Raw genomic sequence first — 16,870 nt, 5'->3', positions numbered from 1 at the left:
GACACCGAAGGGGCGGAGCGACATCGCACTCGCCGCTCGTTGGCTCGGCGCCGCAACACTGCCCCCTATCAGATTTCCGACAGCGCATACCAGCGTCGCCAGCGCGACGGGTCGCCTGCTCGCAGAACTGCTCAAGCTTCCCTGCTGAACGCGGTGCGGAGGGCTCCTCACGGTACGCGCCACCACCCCTCGGCTCAGGGCAGGATCCGGGGCCTGACCACGAGAGTCGGGGGCGGCTGAGCTGCCTGCCCGTTGAGTACAGTGTCGCCATGATTACGCGGTCCGGGAAGAACAGGTAGGCGGCATGTTCGACCCGAGTCGGCTGTCACGTGGCGCTAAGGTCCGCCTCCCGGGGGCCAGTGAGACGGTCACGCTGAAGGCGGTGACCCCCGGTCCGTTCTGGGAGTTCCTGTACGAGACCCCCGCAGGGGGGTTCGGCCAGCTAACTCTGCCTGAGGGTGACGTCCCAGACCTGCAGGTCGTGGACGAGCCGGACAAGTCCCGGTTCGATGGCGACCCCGCGCTGTTCCGACTTGGCGTCGAGGCTCGCAGAATCCGAACCGCGTTCAACCACGACTACGCCGCGCTGGCCGTGTCGAACGTGCAGCCGCTCCCGCACCAGTTGGACGCGGTCTACGGCGCATTCCTATCCCAGCCCCGTCTCCGCTTCCTGTTGGCGGACGACCCGGGCGCCGGGAAAACGATCATGGCCGGCCTGTACGTGAAGGAACTTGACCTTCGCCGAAGTGCTGATCGAATCCTGATCGTTACCCCGGCGAACCTGCGGCCGCAGTGGGCACGGGAGCTGAAGGAACGGTTCGACCTCGACTTCGACCTCATCGACTCGGCAACCTTCGAGGCAAACCCGTCGAAGAACCCGTGGGACCACTTCCACCGGTGCATCGTCTCCCGTGACTTCCTGAAGACCGGCCGGGCCAAGGAAGCCTTCGACGCCGCCGAACTCGCGTGGGACCTCGCCATCGTGGACGAGGCCCACGGCTACACCGTCCAGGTCGACGCACGCCGGTTTATCGAGAAGAAGTCCGAGCGGTACAAGGCCGCCGAGAGCATCTCCCGGAAGGCGCACCGCCTACTCCTGCTCACAGCGACACCGCACTCCGGGAAAGACGCATCGCTGTGGTCGCTACTTCGGCTGCTCGACATGGATGCCGCTGGCGACCGGTGCCCGAAGAACGTCCAGGTCCCCGAGCACGCCTACCGAAAGGTCCCCAAGGAGGGGATGCGGGACATGGCCGGCAACAAGCTGTTCAAGCCCCGCCACCCGAAGACTGTCCCGTACACCCTTGAGGATGGCACCGACGAAAAGCGGCTGTACGATGAGGTCACCGACTTCGTGCAGACCCGCCTGGCAGAAATCAAGGGGGACGGCTCCAAGAACGCGGCCGGGTTCGCGCTCACGACCATGCAGCGCCGCCTCGCCTCCTCGGCGCGCGCGATCCGCCGGACCCTGGAGCGGCGCCTCGAACGGATCGAGAAGGCGCTCGAGGACCCGGAGGGGTACCTACGCGCCCGGATGGAGAAGGCGAAGGCCAAGGGCAAGTCGGTCGTCGAGCCTCTAGACCCAGACGAGGTCGAGGACCTGACCGAGGAGGACCTGTGGAAGATGGAGGAGGACGCCCTCGCGGCGTCGCTTCCCGGCACGGTGTTCGAGCTCGAAGCCGAACGTCAGCTCCTCCAGCCGCTGGTCGACATGGCCGTTGCGCTCGATGAGGCTCGTGCCGAGAAGAAGCTCACCGAGCTCCTCGACGTTGTGCAGGAGCTGAAGCTGCGGGACGACCGCACAAAGCAGCTGCTCATCTTCACCGAGCACAAGGACACGCTCGACATGCTCGTCGAGGTCCTTTCCAAGGACTTCGAGGTCGCCGCCATCCATGGCGGGTTGAGGCTCGCCGAGCGAATCGAGCAAGAGCGGCTCTTCCGCGAGCGCGCGCAGATCATGGTTGCCACCGAGGCCGCTGGCGAGGGCATCAACCTGCAGTTCTGCCATCTCATGGTCAACTACGACATCCCTTGGAACCCGAACCGCCTCGAGCAGCGGATGGGCCGCATCCATCGCATCGGCCAGACCGAGGACGTGTACGTGTTCAACCTCGTGGCCGAGAACACCCGCGAAGGGAAGGTGCTCGCAACACTGCTGAAGAAGCTCGAACGCATGAGCGAAACGCTGCCCGACGCAGTGTTCGACGTGATCGGCGAGCTGTTCGCCGGGGTCCGGCTGAAGGACCTCATGGACCAGGTCGTGGCCGGCGATCGGGACCCGGACGAGGCCGTCGAGCTCCTCGGCGGACCAGGCCCAGAGCTGGGGGCAAAGCTGCGCGAACGGGCCGAAAAGCTTCTCGCCGACAACGCACTGGCGTCCCACTTCCTCGACTGGGAGGCCACCAAGGCTCGCGCCGACCGCGCGTCCGAGCGGCGCTTGCCGCCGGGCTACTTCGAGCGGTTCTTCACCGACGCCATCACTGCGGCTGGCGGAAAGGTCGACCGCCGCCTGGACCCGGGCACCTGGCGCATTACCCGGACCCCGGACGTCCTCGTCGCGAAGTCCCGTGCCAACAGCTCGCTCCGCCGCATCGCACCCGAGTACGGGAGGCTGACGTTCGACAAGGCCGTCCTCGCACGTCCGCGTCGCGGCGACGACGAGGCGAAGCTCCCGCCGCCCGAACTGTGTGGGCCCGGGCACCCGTTGTTCGACGCACTGGTCGACTGGGCCTCGGAGCGCGCGCGGGACGCCCTCAAGGCAGGCTGCGTCCTCGTCGACCCCGACGCCGACGCCGCCCGGGTAGTGCGGTTCGTCGAGGGCGATGTGGTCGACGGCAACGGTGAGTTGGCCTACCGGTCGATGCACGCCATCGTGACCGACATCGCCGGCGTAAATCGACAGGCAGACTTCCAGTCGCTCTACGACCTCGCCCTGCCGGATCGGCGCACATTGTCCCCAGCAGATTTGGCCGTCCCTGAGCAGGACGCAACGGCCATGTGGGCACGCCAGCACGTCCTCGAGAATCGGTACCAAGACTCCGTTGCGAAGCGCGAAGCCGAGGTCAGCATCCAGGCCGATTTCCTCCGCCGATCGTTCACGGCGCTCCTCGCTGAGGCAGACACAGCGATTGACGATGCCGAGGTAGAGGTGGACAAGGGCGTCCAAGGCGCCGAAGGACGACTGCGCAAAGCCGAGCTCGCGAAGGCCACACTCCAGGCAAAACGTGACACCCGCCTCGCCGAGACCGACCGCGCCAGGAGCGTCACCCGCGGTCCCGTCCGTGTGCTCGGCACCTGCGTGACCGTCCCGCCTGGCAACACTGCCGCTGTCGGGGCTAACGACCGGCGGGGGCTGTCGGACCCGGAGATTGAGGCGATCGCCGTCCGGGTCGCCACCAAATATGAGGAGGGCCGCCACCCGGCGGTCGTGGTCGTATCCGTCGAACGGGACAACGTCGGCTTCGACCTCCTCTCCACCCTGAACGGCACGCAGCGTCGGTGCATCGAGGTGAAGGGACGGGCCGGCGTCGGCAGTGTCGAGCTCACGTGGGGCGAGTACCAGAAGGCCGTTGAACTCGGCCCCGACTACTGGCTGTACGTTGTCCTCGACTGCGCATCTTCCGATCCGCGTCTCCTTCGGGTGCAGGACCCGGTCCGTAACCTCGCAGGGAAGTTCACCACCAACCTCGACGTCCGCTTCGGCGTCGCGGCGGAACCCGTCATCGACGCAGCCAAGGACACACCTGCATGATCAAGCGGCGCCTCATTGAAGAAGAACTGCCGATCCACCGGGTGAACGTCGAGGCAGGCCGCGAGAAGTCGCTCAGGCACGGCAACATCTCCACGTCGCACCTTTGGTGGGCCAGGCGCCCCTTGGCGATGAGTCGTGCGGTCGTCGTCGGTTCGCTTGTGCCAGCCCCAGACGACGACAGCGAACGGAAGACGGTGCTTGACGCAATCAGTACCGCCGCACGCTTCGAGAACTCGAACAAGGCGGAGGTACTGCGACCCCTCCGAGACGCAATCACCGACGCCTTCGGCGAGACGCCGCCGAAGGTGCTCGACTGCTTCGCCGGCGGCGGCTCCATTCCACTGGAGGCCGTCCGCCTCGGTTGCGACACGACCGCACTTGACCTAAACCCGGTTGCGCATCTCGTCGAGCTTGCGACGCTCGACTACCCCCAGCGGTACGGGACAGGGCTGCCTGCAGGGGGCGATTCGCTGAGCGCCGACTTCGCCAGTTGGGCGCAGTGGGTGAAGGACCGGGTATCCGGCGAGATAGCCGCATTGTTCCCCGTAGGTCCGCGCGGACGGCGACCGCTGATCTACTTCTGGTGCCGAACGATGACATGCGGTAACCCCGACTGCAGAGCGGACATCCCGCTGGTCACGTCTTGGTGGCTGGCAAAGGGCGATCGCCGCCATGCATGGGTGAAGCCGATGCTTCAACCCGGTGCTCCACGCTCGTACGCACTCATGGTGCGTACGGACGCACCGGGGAGTGAGAAGCCGGATCTCGGAACGGTCAAGGCCGGCTCCGTGACCTGCCTCTGCGGGTGGGCGCAGAGCGGACCCGACACGCGACGGTGGGCGAAGCGGAACAACTTCGGCTATCGCCTCTACGCTGTCATGGACGGAGGCATCGCCCGCAGCCATCGGGATCCCAGCGAAGCCCGCTCATACCGAGATCCCAGCGAGGCTGAGCAAGTCGATCTCCCATCGCTCGGGGCGCGTATGGACAAGCTTCCCGACCTTGACGATGGCACTAGTGCGCTGCCAGACGAGCCGATCGACGAGATCGGCTACAGGAACCTCCAGCAGCTTCCGTATGGGTACACCACATGGCGTTCGATGTTCCACGCTCGCCAACTCGCCGTCCTTGCAGCATTCACGGATGCGGTGCGCGCGGCCCACGTGGCGATGCTCGACGCGGGAGTGGAAGCAGGTCGGGCGAAGGCTCTCGCGACGTACCTCGGGCTGACGGTCGATCGCATCGCCGACTACAACTCCACATTCACCTCCTGGGCATCGGGTGGCGAGTTTGCACGTAGCACCTTCCCACAGCAGGCCATCCGGATGGTCTGGGACTTCGTTGAGATCAACCCCTTGCTGGATGGGCCGGGCTCATGGGATGGCGCCGTCGAGTGGATGCGGCTAGCGATCGTTCACTGCGCGCAGACCTCGCGCACGCCCGCCCGGGTTGTCCGCGGCAATGCACAGTCGATGCCGTTCGACGACGAGGAGTTCGACGCGGTCATCGTTGATCCGCCCTACTACTTCTCGGTGATGTACTCCGACCTGTCCGACTTCTTCTATGTGTGGCTGAAGCGGAGTGTCGGACACCTCTATCCGCTGCTGTTCGTTACGCGGTGGACCCCGAAGGACGAGGAAGTAGTACAGAACAGGTGCGCCCCGTCGCACCCGCGGCACATCCCTGCCAGCGAGTTCGAGCGCAGGCTCAGCCGCTCGCTCACTGAGATCGCCCGAGTCGTGAAGCCGTCGGGCGTCGTCTCGCTCGTATTCGCACACACCGACGTGGTGGCCTGGGAGAAGCTTCTGATGGCGCTCCGCAGCGCCGGCCTCACAGTGACGACCTCGTGGCCGATGCGCTCTGAGCGCGAAGGCCGGGCAACGTCCGGGGTCAAGGCCGTCCTCGGCTCGTCGATCGTCCTCGTCTGCCGGAAGGCCGAGTCCCAGGGTGAGGCGTTTTTCGACGACGTAGTCCGGGAACTCGAAGAGAGGCTCACGGCTCGGCTCGACCAGTTCGCCGGCATGGGGCTGGTGGGAGCGGACTACTTCGCGTCCGCGGTTGGCCCTGCCTTCGAGGTCTTCGCGCGGTACAAGAAGGTTGTGCGCCTCTCCGGTCAGGAAGTCAGCATTCCCGACCTCATGGCCCTCGCGCGGGAGGCTGTCGCCCGGACCGCCATGGCCCGATTGCTCGGCGATGTGTCCATCTCCGCCCTCGACAACATGTCGCTGCTGTACCTCACGTGGCGATGGGCGTACGACGGTGAGGCGGTCCCGGCCGATGAGGTTTACAAGCTTGAGCGCGCCTTCGACATAGATCTCGGCAACTACGAAGGCCCCTCCGGGCTCGTCGAGAGAAGCGGAGGGAGTATCTCGCTTCGCCAGCCAGACGACCGCAGAGGCATGAAGCTCGGCACGAACCCACTCGTCATCGACGTCCTCCATCAGGCGTGCCTGCTGTGGGACGCCGGCCGCAGGAAGGAACTCGAAGCCCTCCTCGCCGAGGCAGGGATGGCCAGCGATCGGGCGTTCTGGTCGATGGCCCGCGCCCTCGCGGAGGTGCTGCCGGAGGGCGAGCGGGAACGAACGATGTTGCTCGGCCTGACCGGTAGTCAGGACGCGCTCGCTCAGGCCGCCGACGTGATCACGTCGAGCCGTGGGACGCAGGGGACCCTGCTGTAGGAGATGACGATGACGATTGCCCTCACCCCCTGGCTGTCAATCGCCGAGCCGCGCACCGACATCGCGGACGGATCCTTCGACGAGTCACTGTTCGCCGCGGACCTCGGCCTGGTCGCCGAGGGCCTCGGTCCTAAGGACTATCTCGACCCGTACACATTCTGCGAGAAGACGTACCTCACCGGGAACCTCCGTGCAGTGCTGACCGAGCTGGGAAGCCGACTCGCAGGTGACGACTCCGCCGCGGGGGTGTACCGCCTACAGACGGAGTTCGGTGGCGGCAAGACCCACACGCTCCTCTCCGCATTCCACATCTTCGGGACCCCCGAGAAGGTCACAGGCACCGACCTCGGCCGTCAGCTCGCCTCTCTGCTACCCGGAAACAGCATCCCGAAGGCGAAGGTCGTCGTCCTCGACGGCAGTGCGCTGAAGGTCGCGCCGGTCGTCACCGAGGACGGGTGCCAACTGACTTCGCTGCTCGGCCACCTGGCCTACCGGCTCGGTGGGAAGCCCGCGTGGGAAAAGGTCGCTGACGCAGACAAGAAGATGCACGGCTCCTCGACCGTCGAGTTGCAAGCGCTCCTCACGGAGCACTCGCCGTGTCTGGTCCTCGTCGACGAGACCCTTGAGTACCTGAACAAGGCTCTCGCCGTGGCGGCCGGGGACGGAAACCTCGCCGGCATGACGCTCACGTTCATCAAGGAGCTTGTCACTGCCGCCGCGAACACTCGCGGCGTCGCTGTGCTGGCGACTCTGACGTCCTCGCGCGCTGAGGACTATGCGACCGTCGCGGGCTTGGAGATGCAGGATCGTCTTTCGCGCGTCGTGGGCCGGACAGAGAACATCGTCACGCCAGTTGAGGGTGACGACATCTTCCCGATTCTTCACCGCCGCCTTTTCACCGGCGTCGGCACGCCTGAGCAGCGCCGCGAAGTAGCCGACGCGTACTGCGACTGGTACCAGTCCCTGGCGGACGCACTGCCAGGCGGGTACTCCGAGCAGGCATACCGAGACCGCATCGCCGCCGCCTATCCGTTCCATCCGGAACTCGTGGACATCCTCACGAATCGGTGGGGGTCGCTCTCCGGGTTCCAGCGAACTCGAGGTGCGCTACGAACGCTCGCCCACTGCGTGAAGGCGCTGTCGCAGGCCCGGTCGAAGAGTCCGCTCATCCACCCCGGCGACATGCCCCTCGCCGACGCAGGTGTCCGCGCCGAGATCTTGCGATTCGCCGGGGATTCATACAAGGCGGCGCTAAACGCCGACATCATCCGCCCCGACTCCAAGGCCCAGGAGGAGGACGCCCGCCGGGGCGGGCAGGTGAAAGACGCAATGCTCGCCACCGGCCTCGCGACGACAGCGTTCCTCGACTCGTTCGGACCTGACAAAGTCCTCGGTGCCTCGGCTGTGCACATGCTCCTCGGAGTCGGCCGACCGGGCATGAGCCGAGGGCTGATCGAGGATGTCCGCGACACCCTGGAAGGGCTCCTCTGGTACATGCGGCTGGAGGGCGGCCGATACCGATTCACGACCGAGCCGAACCTGAACAAGGTTGTCCTCGAGCGTGAAGCCGCGATTGAGGACCGCCGCATCGAACAGGTCCTCCGCGACACCATCAAGAAGGTCGTCCCGGAGACCGAGGAGTTCCGGGTGCGGCCGTGGGTGCACGACTCGAACGACCTGCCCGACGAACCTCGGCTCACGCTCGGCGTTCTTGATTTCGAGCACCGGATCAACGGCGAGACCACCCCGACCACGCTCGCCCTCGCGCGCCAGATCCTTGAGAACCGCGGGAGCGTGTTTCGGTCGAACAAGAACTCCGCCGTCCTGGTCGTCGCCGACAGCTACGCGCTGACCAAGGCCCGAGCGAGTGCGCGAACCCTGCTGGCCCTGCAAGACGTCCAAAGCGACCAGGTACGGCTGAAGCGGTTCAACGCCGAGCAACGTGAACAGCTCACCAAGCGGCTCGCCGGCACCCAGGACCGGCTTCCGCACCAGGCGGTCATGGCGTACCGGCACCTCGTCCTCCTCGGAGAGGGCGCCGGGCAGGTCGCGCTCGACCGCATCGACCTCGGGCCCGCCGGCGCGGACGCGACCATCACCGGCCAGGTCACCTCGTACCTCACCGGAGCTGATCGACTCATCGCCAAGCTGTCCCCGGCCGCGCTGTTGTCGGACCGTTTTGGGCTCCTACCCGAGGGCACCGACATGGTTGAGCTGGACCGGCTCGCCGGGTACTTCGCAACACTCGTTCGCCTTCCGAAGCTCTCGTCCCGCAAGGTCCTGCAAGCCGCATTGGCGGAAGGCTGCGCAAGGAGGGTGTTCGGTCTCGTGTCCGGGTCAGCGCCCGACGCGCCCGACTCCGTCGTTAGATTCGGCGACAGGCTGGATGACAGCGAGATCCAGTTTCAGCCAGGCACGTGGCTCGTACGAGGCACCGTCGCCGCCGACCTGCAAAGCCGTTCGCCGGCAGGGACGGCAGGTACAGGGACGGCGTCGGGCGGCGACAGTAGCGGCACCGGCTCGACGAGCGGAACCGCGACCGGAACCGGCACTGTCGGCCAGGGCACGGACTTGATCGGAGGCAGCGGCGGGGACACCAGCGCCACCGGCGGCGGGACCAGTACGGGATCGACGAAGAAGAAGGTGGTCACAGCTGTACGGCTCACCTTGGACGGTATCGCCGCCGATCAGGTTCGCGACGTCTTGCGCTCGGCCATCAATCCGCTTGCCGCAGTAGGCGCATCGCTGGAAGTGGATATCGAGATCAGGGCCGACGGGCCTGCGGCCGGTATTCCCCGCGAGGTTCTGGAACTCACCGTTCTCGAAGGACTTCGGCAATCGCGCATTGACGCCAAAGTTGACACCACCGAGTCCTAGACGTTGAGAGCCAGTGCGGCTCCCGCGTCGGCATCGGGGCGGGAGCTGCCGCTGGTCCCCCTCGCAGTGGCCGAACGTCCGTCTCGGCGGTGGCGGTTGCCTTAGCGAGGGATGTCGACCACAGCGGGGCGCGGAGCGGCATGATGGCCGGGTGACGGCGGTCGAGGCGTGGTTTCTGGGTGGGCCGGTCGACGGTCGGCTGATGCCGGTGGAGGTCGCCGCCCACGGCAGACCGCCAGCGGTGGTCAAGCTGCCTAAGACTGGCTTCTACCTCGGGGCGAGCGATGTCCCGGCCCCCCGGTGGAGCACGTCTACGTCCTCGCCGACAGGTTTGATGACGTCGAGGTCTACCAGTACCGGCAGCCCGCTTCGGAGGCGACGGACTGACAGCTACCGCCGCCCGAGGGCTCAATGCCGTCACGCCTCGTCCTGCCACTGCTGCTTTGTGACCTTCCGCAGGCTGCCGCTGGACCTCGTAGCGCATTTCGCCGCCGACGCGACGACACCGGCCGCTTGTCCGACCTCGCTGTCGACGTTGGGCTTCCACTGCCCTACTCCTCAAGCCCCGCGTAAACGGGCAGCCCAGTCCCGAACGACATCGCCAGCGCGACGGTGGGGGCGTGAGTGTTCGCCGAGCTGGCCGAACACGGCACCGTGCAGGTCGTGGTGGATCAGGTCAGCGGCCGCCCTGCGCTGACCCTGGCCGCTCGCGCGGCGGGGCCGCAACGACGCGCTGCTCGCGGTGGCACGGCGCAGAGTCACCGTCTGGTACGCCATGCTGCGCACCCGCACGCCATACCAGCCTAGACCAGCTGACGACTGTGCTCGCTAATGAGGCGCTGCCCGCACGGGGGGACGGGCAGCGCCTGGCTATGACGATAGATGCCAACTGACACCGCCGCCATCCGCGTGGCGTCGATCGGGCGTCCTCCATCCGGACGGGGCAGGGTGGACGGTCCGGCGAGTCTTCGACGTTGAGGCAGCGTGGTGGTCTCGGAACTGTAGATGGGTTCGAGGACTGCGGAGTGCGAACTGACAGCTACCGTCGGCGGAGCGGCTGTTCTGCGGCTGTTCGCTTGTAGACCGTTGCCACGCCGGTCGACACCTGTGCATATCGAAGTACCGCTATCTTCGATGACCGGGAGAGCCGACCGTGACCCGTACCCTGCGCTGGGCCGCCACCCTGCTGGCTGCCGTTACCGCCACCACCGCCCTGACCGCCGCCCCCGCCCACGCCGAGACCTACTCAGCCGCCCTGCGCACCGCCGTGGCGAACTTGCCTGTCGCGACCGAGGTCCGCACCGGGTACGACCGCAGCCTTTTCCCGCTCTGGATCGACGCCGACGGCGATGGCTGCAACACCCGCTACGAGGTCCTCATCGCCGAAGCCACCACCAAGCCCACGATTGGGTCCGGCTGCTCCCTGTCCGGCGGCCGCTGGTACTCCTACTACGACAACGCCTACTGGACCCTCACCAGTGATCTCGACATCGACCACATGGTGCCCCTCGCAGAAGCCTGGGACTCCGGCGCCCGCAACTGGACCACCAGCCGCCGCCAGTCCTACGCCAACGACCTGGGGGACTCTCGGCCGTTGGTCGCCGTCACGGACAACGTCAACCAGGCCAAGGGTGACCAGGACCCCGCCACCTGGATGCCGCCGTACAGCTCCGCCCGCTGCCGCTACATCAACGAGTGGGTGGCCACGAAGATCCGGTGGCGGCTCACCGTCGACACCGCCGAGAAGAACGCCCTGACCAGCTGGGCGAACTCCTGCCCGAACGTCACCATCACCGTCGCCCGCGCCTTCTGACGGCACAGGAAGGGCGTCGCGCCCGCTGGTCGGTTGCATGGCCCGGCTGGTTGCGGCGCCCTTGCTGTGGCAGGACTTCAGCCGCGGTCAATCAGGCGCTCCTGGCGTAGTCGGAGAAGGGGTCTTCGCCTTCGCCGAGGATCAGCGGCACGTCGTACACCGACAGGTCCGGCCTGGGCCGCGCGTACCGCACGCGGTGGCGCCACCGGTGGTGCTCGTAGGCGGTGTCCACCTCAATCTCGGCCACGACGGTCGGCTCGACCTGGGCGTAGCGCAGCGGCTCGGGCCGCTCGAACTGGCCGGACCATGTGGCGGGCAGCGGATCGGGCCAGGGGTGAATGGCAATACGGCGCTCGGTCGGACGTGGCGGGGACAGCAGCGAAGCCAGCTCCAGACGCTGCGGCGTGGCCAGCGGGTGCGTTCGGCCGGTGTACCGGAGCCGACCCCGCCGGTCGAAGCGGCCGAGGAGAGCGGTGTCGGGGTTGCGGACGCTGCCGGTGACGCCGCCGATGATCGCCTCCGTGGTGGCACGTACCCGGAACTTCGCCCATCCTCGCCGGCCAGGCTCATACCGGCTGTCGAGCCGTTTGATCACCACACCCTCGACGCCAGCCGCGGTCCAGGTAGTCAGCCACTCGCTGACCTCGGACAGGTCGGCGCTTTGCGGGGTGACCGCCAGCTGCGGCGGGGCGCCGGCGAGCAGCCGCAGCAGCCGGGCACGACGCTCGACCAGTGGCCCGTCGAGCACCGGCTCTCCGCCGGCGTCGATGAGAACGTCGAAGGTCACGTAGTAGGCCGGGTGCTCACGGGCTTCCCGCAGCAACTGTCGGCCGGCGGTGACCCGCCGCTGCAACAGGGCGAAGTTCGTCCGCCCGCGCTCCCAGACCACTAGTTCCCCGTCGAGGACCACACCGGGCGGGACGAACGCCCGCACCGCCCGCGTGATGTCCGGGAAGTACGGCGTCAGATTCCTGCCGGCGCGGGACTGCAGGTAGACGTCGGAGGCTCCCCGGAGGCCAGCGCCCGCCACCCATCCCACTTCGGTTCATAGACCAGGTTCGGCCCCTCGGGCACCGAGTCGACCGACGCGGCCAGCATCGGGGCGACAGGCCGGCGTAGCACCAGCCCACCTGGCGACGTTTCCCACCGCCAGGCCGGGCTCACCCCCTCCAACCCCATCCGTCCGGATAGTGAGCGCCACTCATATTTGCCCCTCCCCCGCCATCGTCGGGGAGCGGGAGCAGGCCCCGGGTGCAGATCAGGCACAACGAATGCATGGGGGGAGCGCCTCACATCGGTGCTTCTGCTACCCGGCCCGCTCGGCATACCGGATCTCGTCCGGACATCCAGCAAGTCTTCCTGGCGGGTCTGACGCAATCGAACAAGTGTTCTAGTAGCCTTCTCTCCGTGGAGTGGCGTACCCGATGGCACATCACGATCCGGTGGGACCGGGCCGGCAACTCACCCGCCGGCGTGACCATGGTCCAGCACGTCGTGGACTCCCCCGCCGAGCTGCGGCATCTGGTCGCGCGGGCCCGCGCCGACCGGCACGTCGTCGCCTTCCCGTATCGGCAGGTGCGCGAGTTGGTCGGCGCCGAGCCGGACCGCTGCCGGCGCGGGCACAGCTACGTCGGCGGGTCGGCGACCCGGGCGGTGCGCGACTGGCTGCCCTGCTCGTGCGGCGGCCACCTTTTGCTGCGCTGCCGCATGTGCCCCGACGTCCGGGTGGACCCGGTCGTCAGCGCCGACTGCACCCCGCGCCGCACCGACAGCTAGTCCGCCTGACGGACTAAGGCGTGTTCCGTAAGTCGAGCGATCCGCGACGTTGCGCGTGGCGGTGATCGATAACTGAAGAGGTCTCCGGTATCTGGTTCTGCGACCAAGCAAGAACCTCATACCGGAGACCTCGTGCCCAGCGTCGCGGTGACGAGGCGGCATGACCTGACCGACAGGCAGTGGGCTGTTCTCGCCCCGCTGTTGCCTGCCGCGCCGACGACAGGTCGTCCGCCGAAGTGGGAGAAACGACAGCTCATCGACGGGATCCGGTGGCGGATCCGGATCGGTGCCGCATGGCGTGACGTCCCAGCCGAGTACGCGCCCTGGCCCACCGTCTATGGCCTGTTTCGCCGCTGGCAGCGTGACGGGACCTGGGACAAGATCCTGTCCGCGTTGCAAGCTGCCGGCGACGCGCAGGGCCGGATCGCCTGGGCGGTGAGCGTGGACTCGATGACCAGCCGCGCCCACCAGCACGCCGCAGGCGCGCGCACCGACGGGCATCTGAGTCGTCTCGGAGGCCAGCACCTCGAAGCCGGGGTTGACCTGGAGTGTTGGGTTTGGGTGTGTGTCGGGATCGACACGGACCGATAACCAACGCGGCCTGCGTCTACTGGGCGCCATCAAACTCGGTGAGTAACCACTTCGGTTGGATCAGCGGATCCCGAGCTGGCCGCCGGGGCCCGCTGGTGCCGGAGTTCCTTCAGCTGACTTGCCGATCGACCAAACAACCCGGGCACGGTCAGCCGGGCTGGTTGCGGTACGCGTCGCCCTGTCGGTTCGGCTCTCCTCCATGGCCGGCATGGCAACGGCGGCGAGAAGGCATGCGGTGGTGACGGCGGCGAATAGGAGGTGGTAGCCGCGTCGGCGAAGCGTCGACCTCACCGTAGTAGCCACCGGCTCTGCACCGGCAACCTGGCCATCCGTCTACAACGCGTGCGGCAGGAGCGTGGCGGCAAGCAGGGGTGCGGCTGCACGCTAGCAGCGGACCCGCATTCGGCAGCCCGTCTCAGGAGATCACAAGTAGCGTCGCCCCATGGCTATGGAGAGTAGGGCGGGTGAGCAGCCGGGGACGTACAAGCAGTCCGAGCGGGCCGGCTTCGTGGAACTGCTGTTCGACGTGGTGTTCGTGTTCGCGTTCACCCGGCTCTCCGACAGGATGGTTTCGGACCTCAGTTGGCGAACGGGCTACGCGACGTTGGTGCTCACGTTGGCGCTGTGGTGGGTGTGGTACCGGCTGGTATGGGCGACCAACAGGTACGACTCCACTCGGCCAGGGATCCAGTTGCTGGTCATCGGCACCACGCTCGGCAGCCTGCTGATGGCCACCGCGGTACCGGGGGCATACGACGAAAGGGGTTCGCTCTTCGCAGGGGTCTACGTCGCGATCCAGCTAATCCGCCCGCTGTGGATCATCGTGATTGGCACAAACAGTGAGATACGGCTGGTCTGTGTTCGAAACCTGTTCTGGGCCCTCATCTCAGCGGTGCCGTGGATCGCCGGCGCCTATGCAGAAAGCGGTGCGCGGCTGGCCTGGTGGAGCGTGGCCGTCGCTCTGGACTACGTCGCGGGGGTCCTCGACTACCCAACGCCGCGACTCGGCCGGGCCGGGTTCCGGGCCCATCCGATCCAAGAAGACCATCTCACCGAGCGCTACCGGCAGCTTCTAATCGTTGCGTTGGGCGAGGCGATCCTGATCTCCGGCATCCAGATCAGCCCGTACGGCCTCGAGCGGGACCGAGCGGTGGCGCTGCTGGTGTCGTTTGCTATCACGGTTCTGCTGTGGCAGGTCTACTTCTACCGGGCGGGTGAGCTGCTGGCCGTCGCCATCGCATCGGCACAGTCCCCGGCATACATCGGCAGACTTGCCTCATTCGCACATCTCATAATGATCGCCGGCGTCGGCCTCACCGCCGTGGGCGACGAGCTGATCATCTCGCACCCGCTCGGTCAAAACGAGCGACCTTGGGTCCTGGTGATCCTCGGCGGTCCTGCGGTGTTCCTGCTCGGGCGGGCCCTGCTCGACTACGTGACCTTCAGCCACGTCTCCTGGTCCCGACCGATCGGACTGTTGGCGCTTGTCGTGCTGGCGCCGGTGACGCTCGCGCTTCCCCCGGTCCTGGTCGCCGTCGCGGCCACCGCCGTACTCACCGGAGTCGCCATCTCCAACGTGATCTCGTGGCGACTGTTCCCCCGGGTACCGAAGCCAGCCGCACCCGGCAGAATGGCTTCGTATCGACCCTGACCTGCACTGGCCAGCAACCTTCTGGACCCGTCCTTATCCTGGCTGACCCGGCGTTATTACCAGCGCTGCATTCCGCCGGCCGCGTCGCTGACTGGAACGACCTTTCAAGACGGCGCAGGCTGCAGAGTCTCGGCTCGTTCCGTGAGTTCCCCGGGGCTGTCGACGAGTACGCGGACGTCGAGCTAAGAAGCCCGATCATGCAGCTGGCCGCGACCGACAACCAAGCCGTCGTCCCCCCGGGGCCGTACAGACGTCGGATCGGCGTTGTGGTTCGGCGGCCGACTCGGTCACCTCAGTGTTCGGGTCCTGGCGGCTCCGGCCATCCCGCGTGGCTGAGCGTCGTCGGGCAGGCGCCGACCACGGCCCGTTCGGGACGAGCCCGGGCCCCTAATGCGGCGCCACCGACCTGACTGCCCGGACAGGTGTAGGCTGGGGCTGTCCCGGAATCGACGACATCCCGTTCTTGAGGTGCCCGCCACGCCGGCTCCGCCCGAGGGGATGCCATGTTCGTACCCGAAGCACCCGATCCGCAGCGACCTGACCGACCTCCCGCCGTCGGAGGATGGGGAACCAGCACCCCCCTCCCACCGTGCGGGTGCCGTTGACCCGCGCCGGCGCGACCCGCATCGACGTCCGCGCCCCGGCGCGCCGCTCGCGATCGTCGCCATGGTGATCCGCACACCCAGCTGCAGCGCGCGACTCAGTCGGGCAACCGACGACTCGGCCGGACGGGTGGACGAACCGGTCCCCGCCCGGCGGATGGCGCGCCTCCGCGCACGGCCCACCGCTACGCCGCGGTCACGGCGATAAGGATCCAACATGACGCCATCGAGCAGCCCCCTCGCTCCCCCACTGCCGCCGTCGACGCCGCGCCTGCGTATCGAACCGACCCGGTCCGCGCGCACGCTGCTCGACGGCGGCTGGTGGCCCCGCTCGACAGATCCGGTCGCGGAGCTGCCCGGCCTCGTCCTCGCCATCGACCTGCTGCACGGGCCGATCGTCCGGCTGCTTCTCAACACCCAGATCTGGGACGGCAATCCATGCCGCCTGACCATCGGCGGCAGGGTCCTGCGGTTGGGCTACTTCACCAGTCAGCCCGCCAGCCTGCTGACCGCCATCTGCCTCAACGATGATCGGGTCGACCTGCTGGTCGTCCCGCCGGATACCCCGGTCGACCTGGCCGAGGCGGCGATGGCGCGCGCCGCTACCGCCGGCAACGTGGTCCATGCTCCGCAGCTGCTCGCCCTCGCCGCGCGAGAGGTCCGAGGCGATGGCCGACAGCCCGGGCAGGCACACCTGGGAGGGGGTGGCGGCCGTCTCCGCACCGCCCCCGGCGACCCTGCCGCGGTCGCTTCCCGCACCGCCGACGCTGGACCCGCCGGACAGCCTGCGCCAACGGAACCGGCGCCCGCGCCGACAGCACCTCCGCCGAGGCAGCGAAGGACCGGCAATCCTCCCAACATCGCCACTGAGGAGCAGATCATGACAATCGCCCGGCACACGATCGTTTCCGCGCTGCGTCGGCGCGGCCAGCACACGAGGGCCGACTGGGTCGAGCGGGAGCTCCCGGAGCAGGTCGACCCCGCCCAGCACGCCGGGCTGCTCGCGACCCTGCGTCTCGACACCGGCGAGCTCGGCGAGCCGACAGCTCGGTAAGCGTGGCCCTGCTGGGATCGGTGGCGCGGCGGATGCCGCCGCGCCACTACGGCCCGCGGGAACCGGGGACCAGCCTC

The 16,870-nt window shown here is 67.5% G+C and carries 8 protein-coding genes and 1 pseudogene; 8 read left to right on the top strand and 1 reads right to left on the bottom strand.

What is annotated here, in order from left to right:
- Positions 1-304: 304 nt before the first annotated feature.
- From ACIBPB_RS27325 to ACIBPB_RS27310, 4 genes are all read left to right on the top strand, one after another.
- A complete protein-coding gene (locus ACIBPB_RS27325; RefSeq protein ID WP_396842293.1) occupies positions 305-3,751 on the top strand; it encodes a helicase-related protein in 3,447 nt (1,148 codons plus the stop codon).
- Positions 3,748-6,429 (top strand): DUF1156 domain-containing protein, encoded by a 2,682-nt coding sequence (locus ACIBPB_RS27320; protein WP_396842292.1) that lies wholly within the window; start codon positions 3,748-3,750, stop codon positions 6,427-6,429. Before ACIBPB_RS27325 ends, ACIBPB_RS27320 begins: the two co-directional genes overlap by 4 nt.
- A gap of 9 nt (positions 6,430-6,438) precedes the next feature.
- Positions 6,439-9,306 carry an ATP-binding protein gene (locus tag ACIBPB_RS27315; RefSeq protein WP_396842291.1) on the top strand — a complete coding sequence of 956 codons (2,868 nt, stop codon included), beginning with the start codon at positions 6,439-6,441 and terminating at the stop codon, positions 9,304-9,306.
- Positions 9,307-10,459: 1,153 nt separating this feature from the next.
- On the top strand, positions 10,460-11,119 hold the full coding sequence (locus tag ACIBPB_RS27310; RefSeq protein WP_396842289.1) for an HNH endonuclease family protein: 660 nt from the start codon (positions 10,460-10,462) through the stop codon (positions 11,117-11,119).
- 91 nt (positions 11,120-11,210) lie between these two features.
- Here the strand turns inward: ACIBPB_RS27310 and ACIBPB_RS27305 are convergent, their stop codons facing one another.
- Complete coding sequence (locus tag ACIBPB_RS27305; protein WP_396842288.1) at positions 11,211-12,149, bottom strand: ATP-dependent DNA ligase; 939 nt, start codon at positions 12,147-12,149, stop codon at positions 11,211-11,213.
- 377 nt (positions 12,150-12,526) lie between these two features.
- Here ACIBPB_RS27305 and ACIBPB_RS27300 point away from each other — a divergent pair, with 377 nt between their 5' ends.
- The 4 genes and pseudogenes from ACIBPB_RS27300 to ACIBPB_RS27285 all read left to right on the top strand — a co-directional run bounded on the left by ACIBPB_RS27300 (position 12,527) and on the right by ACIBPB_RS27285 (position 16,793).
- Entirely contained in the window at positions 12,527-12,895 is a 369-nt protein-coding gene (locus ACIBPB_RS27300; RefSeq protein WP_349876165.1) for a hypothetical protein, read from the top strand.
- Positions 12,896-13,027: 132 nt separating this feature from the next.
- Positions 13,028-13,426 (top strand): annotated as a pseudogene (locus tag ACIBPB_RS27295) (IS5 family transposase); the annotation flags it as partial.
- 502 nt (positions 13,427-13,928) lie between these two features.
- Complete coding sequence (locus tag ACIBPB_RS27290) at positions 13,929-15,137, top strand: low temperature requirement protein A (protein ID WP_396842286.1); 1,209 nt, start codon at positions 13,929-13,931, stop codon at positions 15,135-15,137.
- 819 nt (positions 15,138-15,956) lie between these two features.
- Positions 15,957-16,793, top strand: coding sequence for a DUF5994 family protein (locus ACIBPB_RS27285; RefSeq protein WP_396842285.1), 837 nt, complete (start codon positions 15,957-15,959; stop codon positions 16,791-16,793).
- Positions 16,794-16,870: the final 77 nt, after the last annotated feature.

Source organism: Micromonospora sp. NPDC049836 (assembly GCF_044465125.1).
Lineage (GTDB): Bacteria > Actinomycetota > Actinomycetes > Mycobacteriales > Micromonosporaceae > Micromonospora.
Note: the sequence above shows the minus strand (reverse complement) of the source record. Positions and strands in the feature narration are given on the sequence as shown.